Consider the following 18,511-nt stretch of genomic DNA (forward strand, 5'->3'; position numbering starts at 1 on the left):
GACGGACGTCAGGAGCGGTCCGGCCAGTGGGCCGGGCGGCTCAAGGAGGGCGGCAGCGCGGTCGCGCGGTCGCCCTTCGCCGCGTCCAGTTGAGCCTGGGTCAGGAAGAGGGTGTCCGTGAGATCGGCGCCGGCCAGCTCCGCGTCCCGCAGGTCGGCACCGATCAGGTCGGCCGAACGCAGATCGGCTCCCCGCAGGTCGGCCGCGACCAGGCACGCGCCCCGCAGATCGGCGGCGTACAGATCGGCCCCCGCGAGCCGCGCGCCGAACAGGTCGGCGCCACGCCGGTTCCGCTTGCCGCGGCGGCCCGCGCTGCCCGGCCGCCCGCGCAGCGCCTCGGACCGGACGAGCGTGCTCACGCGCCCCAGCAGCGGGCCCACCACCCCGGCGCGGTGCGCGGCGACGTCCGTGGCGAGCACCGCGTCGGCGTCCGCGAGGGTCAGCCGCTCGGTCCGCTCGTACACCTCGGCGAGTTCCGCGCGCAGCGTCCGCGCGGCGGGCAGGGAGCGCGCGTGTGCGAGGTGGTACAGCAGTTCCTGGAGCTGCCGCATGACGGGCAGCACGGCGAACATGGCCCGGGCGGTCCCCGGCGCCTGCCGCCAGTCACTCCCGCCGAAGGTGTGGCGGGATATCTTCTGGCCCGCTCCGAAGCATTCGTACACCGCACAGCCCGCGTAGCCGCGCGGCCTCAGCTCCCGGTGGACGGTGCAGCCGAAGTCCTTTCCGAGGTGGGTGCAGGGTTCGCCCGCGTCCTTGTCCGAGGGGAATCCCGCGGCGGCGGAGAAGGACAGCGCAACGCAGCACAGGCCGAAGCAGGACGCGCAGTCCGCTCTCAGCTCCGGTGGCGCGCCAGGACCGGAGGCGGGCAGACGGACCGGATCCGGTACGTCGACGGGTGCGGGCTCGCGTCGCGGGGCCACCGGCTCGGCGGGCCCGGGCACGAAGGCCGGGGCCACGGCTTCGACCTGCGGATCGTCCGGGGAGGAGGGCATCGCCCGAGGGTACGTCAGCGGGCCGGGTCAGTGCCGGGGCCCTGAGCGCGGACCTGCGAGCGCGGGCCAGTGGGCGCGGGCCAGTGGGCGCGGGCCAGTGGGCGCGGGCCAGTGGGCGCGGGCCAGTGGGCGCGGGCCAGTGGGCGCGGGCCAGTGGGCGCGGGCCAGGGAGCGGGGGCCAGGGAGCGGGGGCCAGGGAGCGGGGGCCAGGGAGCGGGGGCCAGTGAGCGCCGGGGCCGCCAGGAGGCGGGTGAGCCGGGGCCGGGCGGGTCGGTGCGGGAGCGGAAGCGGGTCGGTCCCGGGCCGCGCGGTGCGGGAGCGGTCAGTGCCGGAGCCGGTCGGAGTCCAGCGCTCCCCTGGCCCGCGCGGCGAGGCCGTCGGCACCGCAGCGCTCCGCGAGCTCAAGGCCGAGGCCCAGTTCGGCCGCGAACCCCGCGGCGATGCCGTACTCGATCCGCGCCTGCGCGAGTTCGTACCCGCACGGCGACGCCTCCAGGTGCGCGACGGCCTGTTCCAGCAGCGCGATCCGGCCGGACCCCTCGCGCAGGGAGGCGGCGCACAGGTATGCCGAGCCGACGGCGGTGCGGGTCCCGAACCGCTCGGCCTCGCGGCCTGCGTAGCCGACGAGTTCGGCCGCCCGGTCCGGCTCCGTCCCGGCGACCGCGCGCGCCAGGTCCAGCGCCCAGGGACCGACGACGACGTTGTGCCGGCCGCGCGCGGTGAGCGAGCGGCCCGCGGCCTCCAGTTCGATGACGGCCTCCTCGGTGCGGCCGAGCGCGAGCAGCAGCCTGCCGTGCACGCACGCCGCGTCGGGCAGGAGCATCGTGGTCGAGTACGGCGGGGCGAAGCCGTAGCGCTCGGCGCAGGCGGCGGCGCGCTCGACGTGGCCGCGGGCGAGCAGGGTGTCGATCAGCACGCACACCGCCTCCCCGTGCACGGGCAGGTCGCTGCCGAGGCCTTCGGCGAGCCGGATGCCCTGCCGCAGGTATGCCTCGGCCTCCGCGAGCCGGCCGCGTCTGCGGTGCACGTACCCGGCCATGGCATGCGCGAACGCGAGGTGCCCGCCGCTCCAGCCGGAGAGGTCGAACGCGTGCAGCGCCTCGTTGAACAGCGCCTCGGCCCGGTCGAGCCGGTCCGTGACGGCGTACGTCAGGCCCAGCATCGCCGGAACCTCGAAGCTCCACTCGGTGTCGGTCCAGCGCAGGCCGGGCGCGAGGCGGCCCTCGGACAGGGCGCGTTCCGCGGTCGCCACCGCCAGCCGGGCGCTCTCCCCGCGCACAGCGGCGTCGAAGGCGCGCAACGTCAGCAGCACGCGCTCCGTGCTGTCGGCGCCCTGGAGATGCTCGGTGGCCTCGGCGAGCCGACGCGAGCGCAGAGCCGCGTCGTCCTCGGCCGCCTGGACGCCCTCCCAGAGGAAACGGGCGGCGGTCAGGCGGTCCTTGAACGGCCCGGGCAGGCACACCTCGGCCTCCGCCGTGACCATCCGGACCGCCTCGGCGCTCCGGTTGTCGTGAGCGAGGACCTGGGCGAGCCGCAGGACGGCGTCGACGCGGTGACCGCCGGCCAGTCCCGGGGTTTCGAGGGCGGCGCGGAGGTGGCCCACCGTGGTGGCGGGGGCGGTCAGGAGCGACGCGCAGCCGAGCTCGTACAGCACCTCGGCGCGCACGGCGGGCAGCGGCGGTTCCTCCAGGGCGCGTTCGAGGCAGCGGCGGGCGGCGCCCGGCGCGCCGACGGCGAGGTGTTCCGCGGCGGCGTCACGCAGTTGCTGGACGAGTTCGGGGTCGCCGTCCGGGTGCACCTCGAAGAGGTGCGGGGCAGCGGCGGCGGCTCCCCCTCCGCCGCGGGTGAGCGCCCAGGCGGCGCGGCCGTGCAGCGCGGTGCGGGTGGCGGGCGGGATCGAGAGGTACACGGCCCCGGCGATCAGCGGGTGCACGAACTCCAGGGGATCCGTGCCGAGGAGTATCCGCCCCCGCGCGCAGCCGTTCGGCGCATTCCTCGGCCTCGGCCCGGCTCATACCGGCCAGGGTCCTCGCGGTGCGCAAGGAGGCTCCGGTGCCGAGGACGGCGACGGCACGGGCGAACTGGATCGTGGCGGTGCCGAGTTCGGCCAGGCGCCGGACCAGCCCGGTGCCGCGGGTCGAGGCCCCGAGGTCGCGCAGCGCGGGCGCGGACCCGCCCACCGGGTCAAGACCGCTGTCCCGCGCCCGGGCCAGCAGCTCCACCGTCTCGTACGCGTTGCCCCTGGTGACGGCCCAGACCTCCTGGCAGAACGCGGGCTCGGCACGCGGGCCGAGGACCGTCCTGACGAGCCCGCCTACGGCGTCGGCGGTGAGGGCCTTCAGTGTGGCGCGCAGCCTGGCGGCCTCGCCGACGGTCTCCAGCAGGTCGGCCGCGACACCCGCGACGCCTTCGGTGCGGTACGCGACGACGAGCAGCACGGGCAGGTCGGGGCCGGGCCTGCGGGCGAAGGACGCGAGCCAGGACAGCGTCTCCAGGTCCGCCCACTGGGCGTCGTCGACGAGCAGCACCAGCGGGCCGTAGGCGTCGGCGAGGCCGCGGGCGAGGACGTCGAGACCGTCCCTGACGCCCTGCGGGTCCCCGTACTGCGCGCCGGGCGGCGCGACGCCGAGCGCGGGGCCCGCGATCGCGTACCACTCGCCGAGCAGTTCGTCGGGTCCCGCGGTGAGCGCGGGCTGCAGGAGCTGGCGCGCCACATGGAAGGGCACGGACGACAGTGTCTCGCCGCCGCGCGCCGACCACACCACACAGCGCTCCCCCGCGATCCTGCGGACCTCCGCGAGCAGCGCCGTCTTGCCGAGTCCCGCGCCGCCCCGGTAGACGAGGACACCGCCGGTGGGACGGGCGTCAGAAGAGGTCTCACCGCAGAGCGCGCGCACGGCCTGCGCGGCGGCGGCGAGTTCGGGCTCGCGTTCCAGCAGGGAGAGGTCGCAGGGGAGAGAGGACCGGAAATCCACCCGCCTCCTCCTTCTCCCGCGTGCGCACCACACTTCTCGAACCGTGAGGAGTCGAGGGTAGCCGTGTGGACTGTTCCCGGGCAGTGATCCGCCTCATTTACCGCGTTCTGCGGCGGGTCGCGTGCGAGGACGTGCCCGGCGGAGTAGTGTGCCCGGCCGCGCTCGCGCCGGGCGCCCAGGACCCGGCGTCCGCGCCGGGGACGGGGAGCCGTCGGACCTGCCGGACCCACCGGACGGGCCGGCAGCGCTGGTGCGGCTCGCGCACGGGACGGGCGCGCTCGCGGCCCGGACGCACCGGTGCGGCTCGTACGGGCACACGCACACACGTCGACAGCCCGGCGGGGCAGGGCTGCGGCCGCGTCAGGCCCGGACCGAAGCGGGCCCGTTCACGGGCGCGCCGGCCGCGGCCAGCGCGAAGGCGGCCCGTGCCACCCGGAACTGATGCTCCACCTGGTCCTGGACGGGGATCCAGCGGGGGCTGCAGCGCTGCTCGAACACCGCACAGCGGGCCGTCAGGAACCGGTCCAGCCTGTCCCGTACGTCGTACGCGGCCGGGCCGCAGGCCTCCACTGTCTGGAACAGCATGCCGGCGGTGCGCAGCACGAGGCGGCGGGCGGCGATAGTCAGTGCGAGGACCTGCGCACGGTTGAACCCGGCGAGCCCGCCCGGGAAGGCGGCGAAGGACTCGGGGCCCCACTCGGCGACGAGCGAGGGGCAACTGCGCTGGAACTCGTCCACGGTGCGCAGCAGCGGTGCGACGTGGACCGGCACTTGGGGCCGGACGCGGTCGGCCATCTCGGCGAGGAACTCGGCGTCCCGCTCCGTCAGACCGGCCACTCCCGTCATCGCCCCCTGCGGGTCGGGGTGCGGGGAGGCGTCGGTTATCTCGTCGGCGGCCCACATGGGCGCCTCGACGATCGCGGTCACCGTGCCGTACCGGTACGGGTGGTACCAGGTGGAGGCGTGACTGGAGGAGAGCGCCGCGGTGAACTGGTCGCGCCTGCTGGGCGGCGGCATGTCGAAGACGCCGGTGCCGGGGCTCGGCCAGAAGAACGCGTCGAACGGGCAGAGTTCGAGGGGTATGCCGAGATCCGCGGCGGAACGGGCGAGCGGCTCCTCGATGCCGGGCAGCGACCTGGTCAGCTGGACGAAGCTGCCGCCGATGTCGACGCCGTGCAGGGAGAACTGCAGGAAGGGTCTTATCTCGTCCTGGAGGTCGACCAGCGCCCGTGTCTCCGGGAGGAGTTCGGCCTCGGAGCGGGCGTGCAGCCACTCGGGCTGCTCGTAGAAGTTGGGACGGAACATGCGCCGGAAGTGGTGCCCGAAGGTCATCGGCCCGTCCAGCCAGCGCTCGTTGCGGCGGGCGCCGTCGGGATCGAGGCAGATCAGCAGGTGCCAGGCCGCGGCGCCGGGCCCGTCGTCGGGCGCCGCGGCGACGAGGTGTTCGGCGAGCCGCAGGGCGGTGGCGCCGCCCACCGGTTCGTTCGCGTGCGGCCCGGCGACCACGAGGACGTCCCGTGGGCCGCTGCCCACGGTGAGCAGCGTCAGTGGTTCGCCGCCGCGCGAGTGGCCGATGCGGCGCAGTCTGGCGCGCCCGGGATACGCGGCGGCCAGCGCTCCGGCGCGTGCGGTCAGTTCACCGACGGTGGGATAGCGCGACGGCACAGCGTTCCGATCTGTCGATCCTCCAGATGCGCGGCCCCGGCCCGCCGTGCACCGTGAGATAGTCAGTCACTGGATGGCACGGCGTCAACACTGGCCGTCACGCGGGACGCCCGACTTTGCGAGTCTTTGGGGTGAACCCGGCGGTTCAGGGGCGCGCGAGAGGGCGCACAACGCCCTGACGGGCGTGCGACCGGGGTGCGCGGTGCGGGGCTCCGCCAACGCGCTCGGCCGCCATTGCTCCCACCTCCCCGGCCTCCCGGTGGCTGCGGCCCGGCGGCTCATGTACGCCGACGACGGCACTTCCTTCGGATCTCCGACGAGCCTCCCGCCCCACCGGGCCATCGACGGATCGCGGTGCGCGATCCGCCGCACCGAGCCGCCGGGCGTCGCCGACGGCGCTCTCGACGATCCAGCGTCCTCGTCCGGGCCCGGCACCGCGCAGGCGGCATGCCACCGGAGGGCCGAAGAACTCACCCACAGATGCCTTGCGGTGGTCCGGCGCGAATCCGGTCATGTGGGGGTGGACCGGCACCGTCACCGACGCCGGGCCAGATCCACCCGCGCGACCGCGCATCAGCACGTCACGCACCGCGGCGAACCCTTGTGGTCAGAGCGCTGTTTTCGTCGTGCGCCGTGGTTCTCCGGGTGCCAGCAGTGCGGCGAGCCGGTGGGTGTCGGCGAGGTAGCGGTCGTAGGGGAAGCCGGCCTGCTGGAGGACGGTGCGCAGCTCCTCCTCCAGGGGCCTGCCCTCGGCCAGGAATGCCTTTTGGCCCGCCGGGGTCAGGGTGACCAGGCGCCGGCGGGCGTGGGCGGGGTCGACGCCGATCGCCACGTACCCCTCCGCCTCCAAGGGGCGCAAGGAGCGGCTGATGGCGGGGTCGGACAGGCCCAGGGCCTGGGCGAGCTGGTGCTGGGTGGCGGGCTCGATCTCCTCAAGGGTGCCCAGCAGACGCAGTTGGCTGTGGGAGAGGCGCCGGTCCGGGCCGGAGCGGCGCCGGGCCGCCTCGCCCATCAGCATGACCACGCGGTACAGGAGCTCTGCCAGTCCTTCGTCCATGGGTCCACCCTATCGGATACTTGCATGGTTAATATTAACCATACAACACTCGATGCATGGACACTCTCCCGTACGCGGTCCGGACCACGTTCCCGCTCCTGTTCATGCTGGCGCCCGCTCTCGGAGCACTGCTGACATGCCGCCGCAGCCCCGACCGGCCCGCGGCTGAGGTCTGGCAGCGCTGGTGGTCCTTCGGCGCCCTCGGCATCGGGAGTCTGTGGATCACGATCTCGTTCCTGGCGCTCCCTGACGGCATGGCCGACACCATCGGCTTCGCCCACTCGCCGTTCCAGTTCGAGATCGCCTTCGCCAACCTCGGCCTCGCCGTGCTGGGCTTCCGCGCCGCGTCCGCGCCGCCCCGCGAGCGCCTCACCAGCGGGCTGGCGGCTGCCGCGTTCCTGTGGGGAGCGGTGATCGGCCACGTCCACCAGTGGTTCGCCAACGGCGACCACGCCGCCGGGAACACGGGCGGCATCCTCGCCAACGACCTCCTCATTCCCGCCGTCATGATCGCCCTTGCCGCCCGGGACCTCCACCGCACCGTCCCGGGTTGCGGCCGCACCGCCGGTTCGGCCGCCTGAGCGCGTCCGCCCTGCCGGGGATCATCCGGCAGGGCGAACCGGCGGCCGTGACCGGCCGCCGTCCCTCCCGGGACCGGCATGCCGGCCCGCCCGGCGGCGCGCTCCCGCCGCCTGCGGCAGGCCGAGTTCGCAGGGGTGGCTGGTTCCGGAGCCTCGCAGAACCGCACCTCCTGCCCGACGTGCGGAAACGCGCCGGTCGACCGATTACCACGCTCCGCCCCGGTAGCCCCGGGGATCCCCGGGGCGGGAGCAACCCGTGCCCGAGTGCGGGGTGTCGGTGACGGGTCATCTGGAAGGCACGGGGAGAGGTGCCCTGCCGGGCGTCGCGAACCGGTGGGCCTTTCCGGCCACGGCACCAGGGCGTGTATCGCATGTCGGCGGTCGCCCCGGTCACGCGGCAATCGCGTCCCCACCGGCCAGGAACGGACGCAACAGCATGAGCAGGGCGTTCGGTCGGTGCAGTGGAATGATGTGGCCACAGTCCTCGATGACGTGTCCGGTGAGGTCGTCGGCGACGGGGCCCAGTTGGCGTTCCAGTGCGGTGCCGACAGGATGGGCGCCCAGCGCCAAAGTCGGCACCGTCAGGCGGGCGGTGGTGACGGCCTGCGAGATCTGCAGTGCGCTTTCGGGCAGGGCCCGGTAGTACGAGAACGCGCGGCTCAACGCGCGCCTGCCCGTGTACGCGTGGACAAAGGCGTCCCGGATGGCGGCGGGCACTCCGTCGCCGAGCGTGCCGGTGTGCAGGAACCAGTCGATGTAGTCGGCCTCGTGGCCTTCCAGTACGGTCTCGGCGAGGCCGGGCGCGGCGGTATGGAAGCCGAACCACCACGGCGGCCCGCCGGCAAGGAAGTCCTCGGCGCCCGGTAGCCCGCCCAGCACGGACTCCATGACGACCAGGCGTCGGACGAGACCGGGGTGGCGCAGGGCGAGGAGGAACGCCGCCGGGGTACCCGCGTCGATACCCACGACCGCGGCGGAAGACACGCCGAGTTCGGTGAGAAGCGCTGCGGCGTCCTCGGCCAGGGTGCCGGCGTCATACCCGGAGGCGGCCGGGCTGCTCGCGCCGAATCCGCGCAGGTCCGGCGCGATGACGCGGTAGCGGTCGGACAAGTCGGCCATGATGTCCGTCCACAGCTCCCAGGTATGCGGGAAGCCATGCAGGAGCAGGACGGCCGGGCCGGATCCGGCGAGGGCGACGTTGAGTTCGACACCGTTGACAGGGACCCGTATCAGTTCGGGCATGGAGGGACTCCAGGCGTGGTGAGGAATGGTGACAAGGTCACGCTAGGGAACTAGCCTGGTGCTTCCAAGACGGCACTTTCCCCTCAGGTGGTGAGCCCCGGGTGACCACGTCCGTGCCCGGCGAAGCCGGTCGGCGATCCGGTGAGCGCGGTGATCTGCTGGACCCGCGCTGCCCGACCCGCCAGTTGCTCGACCGTATCGGCACCAAGTGGACGTCGATGGTGGTCAAGGTGTTGGCCGGGACGGATCCCGGCGAGCTCCGGTTCGCGGAACTTCGGCGTCGCATTCCGGGCATCTCACAGAAGATGCTGTCTGTCACGCTGCAGAGTCTGGTCCGTGATGGCCTGGTCACGCGCCGGGTGGAACCCACAGTGCCGCCCGCCGTCCACTATCGACTCACCGAACTCGGCCTGTCCCTCGAAAGGCCGCTGTCCGCCCTGCGGGTCTGGGCCGAGACACACATGCCGGAGATCGACCGCAGCAACCGGCTCGCCGAGGCCCGACAGACGTGACCGGAAGATCGATGGTCACAGCCGCTCGCTGATGGCTGCGACGAGGACGGTCCACCTCGTAGCGGACCGTCCGCTTGCCCTCACAAGGCATCGCGAGAGCGCGGTGCCTTGTGAGGCGGTTGATCCCGCACCCGGCCGCGTGGCGCTCGCGGCAGCCGGCCGGGTCGAGTCGAAGCGTGGCGGTCGGCGACACGGGAGCCGAGCCTCCGGCGGCGCAAGGCTCCTTGGCCGCGGACCGTCGCCAGGCCCCGGTCGTACAGGCCGCGGATGTCAACGCGCCCGTCGTCCTCCCGCCACGGCGCCACGGCAGCGTCGAAGCACGCGAACGCGTCGCCGGAGCCGTCGCCTCCGACGAAGCCGGGCCGCCACGGCGCCACGGCGGCGTCGAAGCACGCGAACGCGTCGCCGGAGCCGTCGCCTTCCGCCCTCGCCTCCGACGAAGCCGGCTCCATCACGGGCGACAACCTCATCGTCTCCGGCGGCAGGGGCGTCCGCACCCGCCCCGCGTGAGCGAGGCCCGTGGGGCGCGCCGAGTCGTGGGGGGCCGAGCCATGATCCGCCGATCCGTGGGGCGCGACGGCGTGGGGCGCCGCCCGGCAGCCGGCCCGGTGGGCTTGCGGGTCACCCTGTCGGACTCGGCGATCCCCACACGACACACCACACATCCCATGTATCAGTGTGAGTCGGCGTAGAAATACTGAGAAAGGCCAGGTCATGGCATTTTCGGGGAAAAGCTTCGATGTCATACATCCAATCTCTTGCTAGACATTGGATGTATGGCCCTCTACGCTGACACCGGCCGAGGGGGCCCCACGAACCGCCGCGCCTCCGCCTCGTCTGGAGTGTTGTCATGCCGCCTGCCTCGTCGCCGTCCCTCCCAGCGTCCGCTCGTGTGACGGAACTCGCCGTGCTGGACATCCGGTTCCCGACCTCCGAGCAGCTGGACGGCTCGGACGCGATGAACCCCGAGCCCGACTACTCGGCTGCCTACGTGGTGCTGCGTACCGACGCCGCCGACGGGATCGAGGGCCACGCCCTCGCTTTCACCATCGGCCGCGGCAACGACGTGCAGGCCAAGGCCATCGAGGTACTCGCACCGCAGGTCGTGGGCCGTTCCGTCGAGGAACTGTGCGCAGACCTCGGAGGTTTCTCCCGCGACCTGGTGCACGATTCGCAACTGCGCTGGCTCGGTCCCGAAAAAGGCGTCATGCACATGGCCATCGGCGCGGTGGTGAACGCCGCGTGGGACCTCGCCGCCCGCCGGGCGGGCAAACCGCTGTGGCGACTGCTGGGCGAGATGAGCCCGGAACAACTCGTGGACCTGGTCGACTTCCGGTACCTCAGCGATGCTCTGACCAGGGACGAGGCGCTGGAGATCCTGGTGGCCGCGGAGCCGGGCCGCGAGGAGCGCGTCGCACGGCTGCTGGCAGAGGGCTACCCGGCGTACACCACTACACCCGGCTGGCTCGGGTACTCCGACGAGAAGCTGGCCCGGCTGGCCCGCCAGGCCGTCGCCGACGGTTTCACGCAGATCAAGCTCAAGGTCGGCGGGTCCGTCGAGGACGACGTACGGCGGATGAGGGTCGCCCGTGAGGCGGTGGGCGACGGGATCCGCATCGCCGTCGACGCCAACCAGCGCTGGGACGTCGCCCCCGCCGTGGAGTGGATGCGCCGGCTCGCGCCGTACGCGCCGTACTGGATCGAGGAGCCGACCTCGCCCGACGACGTGCTGGGCCATGCCGCGGTGCGGCGCGGCGTCGCGCCGATCAAGGTCGCGACCGGCGAGCACATCGCCAACAGGGTCGTCTTCAAGCAGCTGTTGCAGGCCGGGGCGGTCGACGTGGTGCAGATCGACGCGGCCAGGGTCGGTGGCGTGAACGAGAACATCGCGGTCCTGCTGCTCGCCGCGAAGTTCGGCGTCCCGGTGTGCCCGCACGCGGGCGGGGTCGGGCTGTGCGAGATGGTCCAGCACCTGTCGATGTTCGACTTCGTGGCCGTCTCCGGCACCACACAGGACCGGGTCATCGAGTACGTGGACCATCTGCACGAGCACTTCACCGCCCCGGTTCGCATCGTCGGCGGCAACTACGCGGCGCCCACGGCTCCCGGCTTCGGCGCGGAGATGCGCGAGGACACACTCAAGGAGTTCCGTTACCCGGACGGCCCGGTCTGGGCCGGCCGCGCGGCGCGGGGCGCACGGCCGACCGACGGCGCCTGAGGGACCCCGGTGGGGTGCGCGTGCCCGCCGGCCGCGCGCCTCACCGGACACACCACGTTCCCGCCGGCAACCCGACCGAGCACGGAAGGTGTGTGGCGGTCTGCTTGACGGGACATCACATCAGCGTGCCGCTTCGCCGGCCGGCTCCGCGCCGTCGCCCGGCAGGTGCTCCGCGAGCAGCTCCGCGAGATGGATGCCACGGCGTTGCGCGAGGTGGTCGAGCTGCGTGCGGCAGGAGAAGCCGTCGGCGAGCACCACGGCCGCCTCGCCGGCACGGCGCACCGCGGGCAGCAGCGCGGTCTCGGCGACGGCCACCGACACCTCGTAATGACCCTTCTCCACACCGAAGTTGCCGGCGAGCCCGCAGCAGCCTCCCACCGCGTCGACGGACGCGCCCGCGGCGCGCAGGAGTTCCCCGTCCTTGTCCCAGCCGAGCACGGCGTGCTGGTGGCAGTGCGGCTGCGCCACCCCCCGCACCCCGCTCAGATCGGGCGGGGACCATCCGGGCGTCGCCGTGAGCAGTTCGGCCAGGGTGCGGGTGGCGGCCGCGGTCGCGGCCGCCCGCGGGTCGTCGGGGAGCAGATCGGTGAGGTCGCCGCGCAGGACGGCCGTACAGGAGGGTTCGAGGCCGACGACCGGAACACCGGACGCGACGGACGACTCAAGGGCTCGCAGGGTCCGACGCAACTGGGCCCGCGCCCCGTCGAGTTGGCCGGTGGTGATCCAGGTGAGGCCGCAGCAGACGGGGCCTTCGGGGATCCGGACACGGTATCCGGCGTGCTCCAGGACGCGGACGGCCGCGCGGCCGACGTGCGGGGTGAAGTGGTCGGTGAAGGTGTCCACCCAGAGGGTGACGGGGGTGCCCGCGGTCTCCGGACGGGCGGCGAACCACGAGCGGAAGGTCCGTTCGGCGAGGCGCGGCAGTGGTCGCCGGGCGTCGATGCCGGCGGCACGCCCGGCGAGTGCGGCGAGCGGCGGAAAGCCCATGAGCGCGTTGACCGGCCGGGGAGCGCGCGCGGCGAGCCGGGCCCAGCGCGGCAGTTGTCCGAGCGCGTAGTGCGCGGCGGGCCGCAGCCGGTGCCGGTAGCGCCGGTGGAGGACTTCGGCCTTGTACGTCGCCATGTCGACGCCGGCCGGGCAGTCGCTCGCGCAGCCCTTGCAGGCGAGGCACAGGTCGAGGGAGTCCGCGACCTCGGCCGATCGCCAGCCGTCCTTCACCAGGGTGCCGTTGACGAGTTCCTGCAGGACACGGGCCCGGCCCCTGGTGGAGTCCTTCTCGTCCCTGGTGGCGAGGAAGGACGGGCACATCACTCCCCCGCCACCGGTGGTGTCCGCCCGGCAGCGGCCGACCCCGACGCAGCGGTGCACGGCCGTGGTGAAGTCGCCCCCGTCGTGCGGATAGGCGAAGGCCCCACGCGCCGGCCGGGGCGTGGCGTCAGGCACCCTGAGGTCGGCGTCGAGCGGCCTCGGCCGCACGATCACGCCGGGATTGAGCAGGTCGTCCGGGTCGAACAGGTGCTTGACGCCCGCGAGGACGGCGAGCGCGTCCGGGCCGTACATCCGGCTCAGCAGTTCACCGCGGGCACGGCCGTCGCCGTGTTCGCCGGAGACCGATCCGCCGTGCCGGCCCACCAGTTCCGCTGCCTCGGTGACGAACTCGCGCAGCACGGCGGGGCGCCCGGCGAGCGGGAAGTCGATGCGTACGTGCAGGCAGCCGTCGCCGAAGTGCCCGTACATCAGGCCGTCCAGGTCGTGCCGGCCCATCAGCGCCGCGAGTTCGCGCACGTACCGGCCGAACCGGTCCGGCGGCACCGCCGAGTCCTCCCAGCCGGGCCAGGCCGGCTCGCCCGCGGGGGTCCGGCCGCCGAGGCCGGCGCCGTCCTCCCTGATGCTCCACAGCGCGCGGGCGGCGGCGCCCGAGACCACGGCGGAGTCCAGGCAGCCGGACGCCCCGGCGAGGCGCCGGGCTGCGTCCTGCGCCTCGGCCGCGGTGTCCCCGGCGGTCTCGGCGAAGAGCCATCCGCCGCCGCCCGGGAGGACGTCGGGCACGGCGGCGGCGCCCCGCCGTGCCCGTACGACGTCGACGAGGCGCGCGTTCATGCCTTCGAGGGCGACGGGGTGATGGGGCAGCAGGGCGGGCACGGCGTCGGCCGCCTCCGCCATGTCGGGATAGCCGAGGACGGCGAGGGCGGTGTGCCGGGGCGCCTCGACCAGGGCCACGGTGGCCCCGAGGACCACCCCGAGGGTGCCTTCCGTCCCGACGAGGAACTTCGCGAGGTTCCCGCCGTTCTCCGGCAGCAGGTGCTCCAGGCTGTATCCGGACACCTGGCGGCGGAAGCGGCCGAACTCGGTGCGGATGAGGGCGAGCCGGTCGCGTACGAGCGCGTCGAGAGACCCCAGCAGGGGGGCCGCCGGGTCCGCGGCGGCGGGCGGCCGGGCGGCGGCGCCCAGGGACCCGGCGCGGGCTGTGAGGCGCAGCCCGGAGCCGGTCAGCACGTCGAGATCCACGACGTTGTCGGCGGTCCTGCCGTACGCGAGCGCGCGGGAGCCGCAGGCGTTGTTGCCGATGGCCCCGCCGATGGTGGCGCGCGCGTGCGTGGAGGGGTCGGGGCCGAACCGCAGTCCGTACGGCGCCCCTGCGGCGGTGATGGAGTCGAGCACGGCGCCCGGCTGGACCTCGGCGGTGCGGGCCTCGGGGTCGAGCGCCAGTACCCGGTCCATGTGCCGCGAGAAATCGAGCACCAGGCCGGTGCCGACGGCATTGCCCGCGATGGAGGTGCCGGCGCCGCGCGCGGTGAGCGGCACGCCGAGGCTCCGGCACACGTCGAGCGCGGCGGCGACCTCGTCGGTGTGCCGGGGGAAGGCCACGGCGGACGGCACGACGCGGTAGTTCGACGCGTCCGAGGAGTACTCGGCGCGGCGCCGGACGGCCGGGTCCACCTCGGCGACACCGGCCCGCCGCAACGCGTCGGCGAGTGCCTCGGGGCGGAAGCCGTGAGCGGGGGGATCGTGGCGGTGGGGATCGCGGTCAGGGTGCGTGGTCACAGGTGTCCTCCGACTCTTTCGTACCCCGGCGGGCACGCGTCAGCCACCCGCCCGGGCAGGTCTTCATCACACGGTCCGCCCCGCTCCCGGACAAGAGCATGCCTGGTGGGGGCATGGCTTGAGAGGATGTGGCAAGAGATCGACCGCGGGACGACCGAGACGGAGGAGTGGGCAGATGGCACACGAGCGAGCGGGCCGGCCGGCCGAGCCGGGGGACCTCACGGATGTGGCCCGGCTGGTGACCGCGTACTACGCGCTGCACCCGGACCCCGAGGAGCCTGACCAGCGTGTCGCGTTCGGGACGTCGGGCCATCGCGGCTCGTCCTTCGCGACGGCGTTCAACGAGGACCACATCGCGGCGACCAGCCAGGCCATCTGCGAGTACCGGGCCCGTCAGGGCACGGACGGGCCGCTGTTCCTGGGCGCCGACACCCACGCGCTTTCGGAGCCCGCGAAGGTGACGGCGACGGAGGTGTTCGCGGCCAACGGGGTGGACCTGCTGATCGACGTGGCGGACGGGTACACGCCGACGCCGGCGGTCTCGCACGCGATCCTCACCCACAACCGGGGCCTGAGCGCCGGCTTCGCCGACGGCGTGGTGGTGACGCCGTCGCACAACCCCCCGGCCGACGGCGGATTCAAGTACAACCCGCCGAGCGGCGGGCCGGCCGGTTCGCAGGCCACGGGCTGGATCCAGGACCGGGCCAACGACATCATCGCGGCGGGCATGAAGGACGTGCGGCGCGTGCCGTACACGCGCGCGCTGGCCGCCGACACGACGGGGACGTACGACTTCCTGGGCACCTACGTGGCGGACCTTCCGTCGGTCCTGGACCTCGACGCGGTTCGCGCGGCGGGCGTGCGGATCGGGGCCGACCCGCTCGGCGGGGCGTCCGTCGCGTACTGGGGGCGGATCGCGGAGGAGCACCGGCTCGATCTGACCGTCGTCAATCCGCTGGCCGACCCGACCTGGCGGTTCATGACGCTGGACTGGGACGGCAAGATCCGTATGGACTGTTCTTCGCCGTACGCGATGGCGTCGCTGATCGAGCAGCGGGACAGGTTCCAGATCGCCACCGGCAACGACGCGGACTCCGACCGGCACGGCATCGTCACTCCCGACGCGGGCCTGATGAATCCGAACCACTACCTGGCCACGGCGATCCAGTACCTGTACGGGCACCGCGACGGATGGGGTGCCGGGCTGGGGATCGGCAAGACGCTGGTGTCGTCCTCGATGATCGACCGGGTCGCGGCGGACCTGGGGCGGCGCCTCGTGGAGGTACCGGTCGGTTTCAAGTGGTTCGTGGACGGGCTGGTGGACGGATCGATCGGATTCGGCGGTGAGGAGTCGGCCGGCGCGTCGTTCCTGCGCAGGGACGGCTCGGTGTGGACGACGGACAAGGACGGCATCATCCTGGCGCTGCTGGCCTCGGAGATCCTCGCCGTGACGGGCCGGACGCCGTCGGAGCACTACGGGGAGCTGACGGGCCGGTTCGGCGAGCCCGCGTACGCGCGCATCGACGCGCCCGCCACCCGTGAGGAGAAGGCCGTCCTCGCGAAGCTCTCGCCCGAGCAGGTCTCGGCGGACCGGCTCGCGGGCGAGCCGGTGACCGGGGTGCTCACCGAGGCCCCGGGCAACGGCGCGGCGATCGGCGGCATCAAGGTCACCACCGAGACCGCGTGGTTCGCGGCCCGCCCCTCGGGCACGGAGGACGTCTACAAGATCTACGCAGAGTCCTTCCAGGGCCCCGACCACCTGGCACGCGTCCAGGAGGAGGCCAAGGGCGTGGTCGCGGCGGCTCTCGGCTCCTGACGGAGCGTGCGCCGGTGCGGGCGCGGTGCGCGCATCGTCGCCGGTGCCCGGCCGGACGGTTGGCGCCTGAGGCGCCGAGCGGCCGGCCGGAGGGCGCCCCTTTGCCGGCGCGGGTCGGCCCGTCAGGCCGCGCTCGCCCGGGGGCGGTGGTCGTCGGGCGTGGTCACCGGCACGTCGAGTGGACGGGCCAGGCCGATCACCCCTTCGTCCAGGCGCTGCAGGTGCCTCAGCACCCGGAAGGTGACCGTTCCGCTGCGCAGGGCCGCGGGGTCGGTCTCCTCCAGCATGGAGGCGATGCTGGCGCCCGACACGACCTCGCCCTCGGCCTGTTCGTCGGCGACGCGCGCGACGAGGACGGCGATGTTGTGGGCGATACGGTCCCCGGCCCTTGCCAGCCGGGGATCGGTGGCGATCCGCTTGCTGTACGGGACGATTTCGGCGGTCGCGGCCAGCGCACGGGCGTGGTAGGCGCAGCTCTCCAGCAGCGCCACCAGGTAGCGGGCCGTCTGCCGGCGTTCGCGCAGCGGTGTGAACGGATGGGTGAGCGGCTGGACGGAGCGGCGCAGGTCGTCCAGCGCGGTGTCGAGGTCGCGTGCCATGTCGAGCAGGTCGGCGGTGGGCCCACCGCTGAGCTGGGTGACGGCGGCCGACGCCACGGCGTCGAGCCGCCGCAGCACCGTGATCAGCAGTTGGTCGGTCCTCAGGTCGGTCTGGACGGGCAGCACGACCAGGGCGGCGATGACGCCGCAGGCGGCGCCCAGGGCGGTCTCCTCGATACGCAGGACCAGCAGGGCGATGCTGTAGGTGTGCAGCAGTGTGTAGAGCAGGCCGAGCATGGCGGTGACGAAGAAGGACATCAGCGCGTAGCTCAGCGGTGCCGTGAAGAACATGCCGAAGATGCAGAGCAGCACGAGGCCGAACGCGGTCCAGGTGTGGTTGCCCACGAGGCCGGCGAGCGCGACGCCGAGGACCACGCCGCACATGGTGCCGATGAGCCGCCGGTAGCCCTTGACCAGGATCTCGCCCGTCGACGAGGTGTTCAAAAAGACGACCCAGCAGGTCAGGACCGCCCAGTACCACCGCTGGTCGGAGAGGAACTCGCCGCCGGTCATCGCCAGCACCGACCCGGCGGAGACCTGGAAGGCGGCCCGGGTGGAGCGCCGCTTCAGCCCGGTCTCCTCGATCTCGGCCGCGCTGCCCGCTGAGACCGCCTCGGCCTCGAACTCCTCGCGGGACCTGGCCGCCTCGGCGGTGTCGTCGGACTCGTCGCCCGGTCCGTCGAGGGCGAGCCTGAGGCCGAGCACGGAGTGCGTCGCCTCGCCGATGCCGCGGAAGACGTCCTGCACGGCGGGCGGGCCCGGCGGCAGGTTCTCCTCGTCGCGGTAGCCGAGCAGCCGGTTGGTGAGGCGGTTCTGCGCGGTACCGCGGTACTCGGGGCCGAGCCGGGTGATCAGCAGGTGCAGCGCCCTGAGGTCGCGGCGCAGGATCACCGTGGTGTCGGCGCCCAGGCGGCCGGTCGCGGGCTGGAGCGGCACCGGCGCGTTCGGCAGGTGCAGGGTGAGCGTGTCGGCGCGTTCCGCGCTGCGGGCGTTGAGCAGTTGCATGCCGAGGCGTTCCGCGGAGATCTCGGCGTCGGCGATGCGGCGTTGCAGGACGTCCGCGCGGGCCGCGTCCTCGGGGGAGTCACCGAGCCTGCCCTGGATCATCAGCGCCGCCTCGTGCAGCCGCGCGGTGTGCCGCCTCAGGTCGACGAGGACCTTCTCCAGGTCCTCGGGCGCCGCGTCGAACATGTCGATCTGGATCGCGACGAGTTGGGCGAGGCGGGCGCGGAAGGCGGTGCGCAGCCTGCTCAGCGTGCCGGCCGTCGTCTGCCGTACCAGCAGGAAGCGGGAGACCGCGCTGCAGGCGAAGGCGATGGCCAGGGTCAGCCACAGCTGCGGCAGCACGGGGAGCGTGGCGTGCACGAACAGCGACACGAAGTAGAACTGGAAGCCGAAGAGACCGATCGTGTAACCGCGGTCACCGAATCTGCGGGCGTACACGGCTCCGAAGATCAGCCCGAGGAACACCAGGTCGCTGAGGATGATCTGATGGCCGAGCAGGGCACCGAGCGACACCGACACGAGCGCCATGACCAGGCCGAGTGCGAGGGTGACGCCCTGCTTGCGCTGCTCCTTCTCCCGGATGGCGAAGGTGCCCACCATGGCGCCCATCGCACCGGCGACCAGGTGCGGGACGGGGGTGTGCAGTGCGGCGAGCACGCCGAGCGTGAGCACGATCGAGCCGACCGTGCGCAGTGCGGCCATGAGCCGGATGAGTCCGGGGTCGGATGCGGAGAAGCGGTCCCAGAGCCGGGTCCTGGCCCGCCCCGTGGCTCCCTGCGTCGATGCCATCTTCTCCCCGCACCC

11 protein-coding genes and 1 pseudogene are annotated in these 18,511 nt (G+C 73.4%); 5 read left to right on the top strand and 7 right to left on the bottom strand.

Annotation, left to right across the window (positions count from 1 at the left end; genetic code table 11):
- Positions 1 to 8: 8 nt before the first annotated feature.
- From OG310_RS05110 to OG310_RS05125, 4 genes and pseudogenes are all read right to left on the bottom strand, one after another.
- Positions 9 to 992 (bottom strand): pentapeptide repeat-containing protein, encoded by a 984-nt coding sequence (locus tag OG310_RS05110; protein WP_329454667.1) that lies wholly within the window; start codon positions 990 to 992, stop codon positions 9 to 11.
- A 322-nt stretch (positions 993 to 1,314) separates the two neighbouring features.
- Positions 1,315 to 3,931, bottom strand: a pseudogene (locus OG310_RS05115) (AAA family ATPase).
- A gap of 396 nt (positions 3,932 to 4,327) precedes the next feature.
- Positions 4,328 to 5,632, bottom strand: coding sequence for a M14 family zinc carboxypeptidase (locus OG310_RS05120; RefSeq protein ID WP_329454668.1), 1,305 nt, complete (start codon positions 5,630 to 5,632; stop codon positions 4,328 to 4,330).
- A 607-nt stretch (positions 5,633 to 6,239) separates the two neighbouring features.
- Complete coding sequence (locus OG310_RS05125; protein ID WP_329454669.1) at positions 6,240 to 6,689, bottom strand: MarR family winged helix-turn-helix transcriptional regulator; 450 nt, start codon at positions 6,687 to 6,689, stop codon at positions 6,240 to 6,242.
- Between the two features lie 56 nt (positions 6,690 to 6,745).
- On the opposite strand from OG310_RS05125, the gene OG310_RS05130 reads away from it, so the two are divergent.
- The gene (locus OG310_RS05130; protein WP_329454670.1) at positions 6,746 to 7,270 is read left to right on the top strand and encodes a DUF6790 family protein; all 525 of its coding nucleotides are present in this window, start codon (positions 6,746 to 6,748) and stop codon (positions 7,268 to 7,270) included.
- A 390-nt stretch (positions 7,271 to 7,660) separates the two neighbouring features.
- On the opposite strand, the gene OG310_RS05135 is transcribed toward OG310_RS05130, so the two are convergent.
- A complete protein-coding gene (locus OG310_RS05135) occupies positions 7,661 to 8,512 on the bottom strand; it encodes an alpha/beta fold hydrolase (protein ID WP_329454671.1) in 852 nt (283 codons plus the stop codon).
- A gap of 101 nt (positions 8,513 to 8,613) precedes the next feature.
- On the opposite strand from OG310_RS05135, the gene OG310_RS05140 reads away from it, so the two are divergent.
- The 3 genes from OG310_RS05140 to OG310_RS05150 all read left to right on the top strand — a co-directional run bounded on the left by OG310_RS05140 (position 8,614) and on the right by OG310_RS05150 (position 11,242).
- Positions 8,614 to 9,024, top strand: coding sequence for a winged helix-turn-helix transcriptional regulator (locus tag OG310_RS05140; RefSeq protein WP_329454672.1), 411 nt, complete (start codon positions 8,614 to 8,616; stop codon positions 9,022 to 9,024).
- A 267-nt stretch (positions 9,025 to 9,291) separates the two neighbouring features.
- Entirely contained in the window at positions 9,292 to 9,534 is a 243-nt protein-coding gene (locus OG310_RS05145; protein WP_329454673.1) for a hypothetical protein, read from the top strand.
- Between the two features lie 340 nt (positions 9,535 to 9,874).
- Positions 9,875 to 11,242: an L-fuconate dehydratase gene (locus OG310_RS05150; protein WP_329454674.1), complete on the top strand. Its 1,368-nt coding sequence runs from the start codon at positions 9,875 to 9,877 to the stop codon at positions 11,240 to 11,242.
- Between the two features lie 120 nt (positions 11,243 to 11,362).
- On the opposite strand, the gene OG310_RS05155 is transcribed toward OG310_RS05150, so the two are convergent.
- A complete protein-coding gene (locus OG310_RS05155; protein WP_329454675.1) occupies positions 11,363 to 14,287 on the bottom strand; it encodes an FAD-binding and (Fe-S)-binding domain-containing protein in 2,925 nt (974 codons plus the stop codon).
- Positions 14,288 to 14,462: 175 nt separating this feature from the next.
- On the opposite strand from OG310_RS05155, the gene pgm reads away from it, so the two are divergent.
- A complete protein-coding gene (gene pgm / locus OG310_RS05160) occupies positions 14,463 to 16,103 on the top strand; it encodes a phosphoglucomutase (alpha-D-glucose-1,6-bisphosphate-dependent) (protein ID WP_329454676.1) in 1,641 nt (546 codons plus the stop codon).
- A 122-nt stretch (positions 16,104 to 16,225) separates the two neighbouring features.
- Here pgm and OG310_RS05165 read toward each other — a convergent pair whose 3' ends face one another.
- Positions 16,226 to 18,496 (bottom strand): FUSC family protein, encoded by a 2,271-nt coding sequence (locus tag OG310_RS05165; RefSeq protein WP_329454677.1) that lies wholly within the window; start codon positions 18,494 to 18,496, stop codon positions 16,226 to 16,228.
- Positions 18,497 to 18,511: the final 15 nt, after the last annotated feature.

The organism is Streptomyces sp. NBC_01497, assembly GCF_036250695.1.
Lineage (GTDB): Bacteria > Actinomycetota > Actinomycetes > Streptomycetales > Streptomycetaceae > Streptomyces.

What these genes read in the sequence shown, in the direction of transcription:
- OG310_RS05110 (WP_329454667.1), bottom strand. Translation starts at nt 992, where the DNA reads ATGCCCTCCTCCCCGGACGATCCGCAGGTCGAAGCCGTGGCCCCGGCC.
- OG310_RS05125 (WP_329454669.1), bottom strand. Translation starts at nt 6,689, where the DNA reads ATGGACGAAGGACTGGCAGAGCTCCTGTACCGCGTGGTCATGCTGATG.
- OG310_RS05130 (WP_329454670.1), top strand. Translation starts at nt 6,746, where the DNA reads ATGGACACTCTCCCGTACGCGGTCCGGACCACGTTCCCGCTCCTGTTC.
- OG310_RS05135 (WP_329454671.1), bottom strand. Translation starts at nt 8,512, where the DNA reads ATGCCCGAACTGATACGGGTCCCTGTCAACGGTGTCGAACTCAACGTC.
- OG310_RS05145 (WP_329454673.1), top strand. Translation starts at nt 9,292, where the DNA reads ATGTCAACGCGCCCGTCGTCCTCCCGCCACGGCGCCACGGCAGCGTCG.
- OG310_RS05150 (WP_329454674.1), top strand. Translation starts at nt 9,875, where the DNA reads ATGCCGCCTGCCTCGTCGCCGTCCCTCCCAGCGTCCGCTCGTGTGACG.
- pgm (WP_329454676.1), top strand. Translation starts at nt 14,463, where the DNA reads ATGGCACACGAGCGAGCGGGCCGGCCGGCCGAGCCGGGGGACCTCACG.
- OG310_RS05165 (WP_329454677.1), bottom strand. Translation starts at nt 18,496, where the DNA reads ATGGCATCGACGCAGGGAGCCACGGGGCGGGCCAGGACCCGGCTCTGG.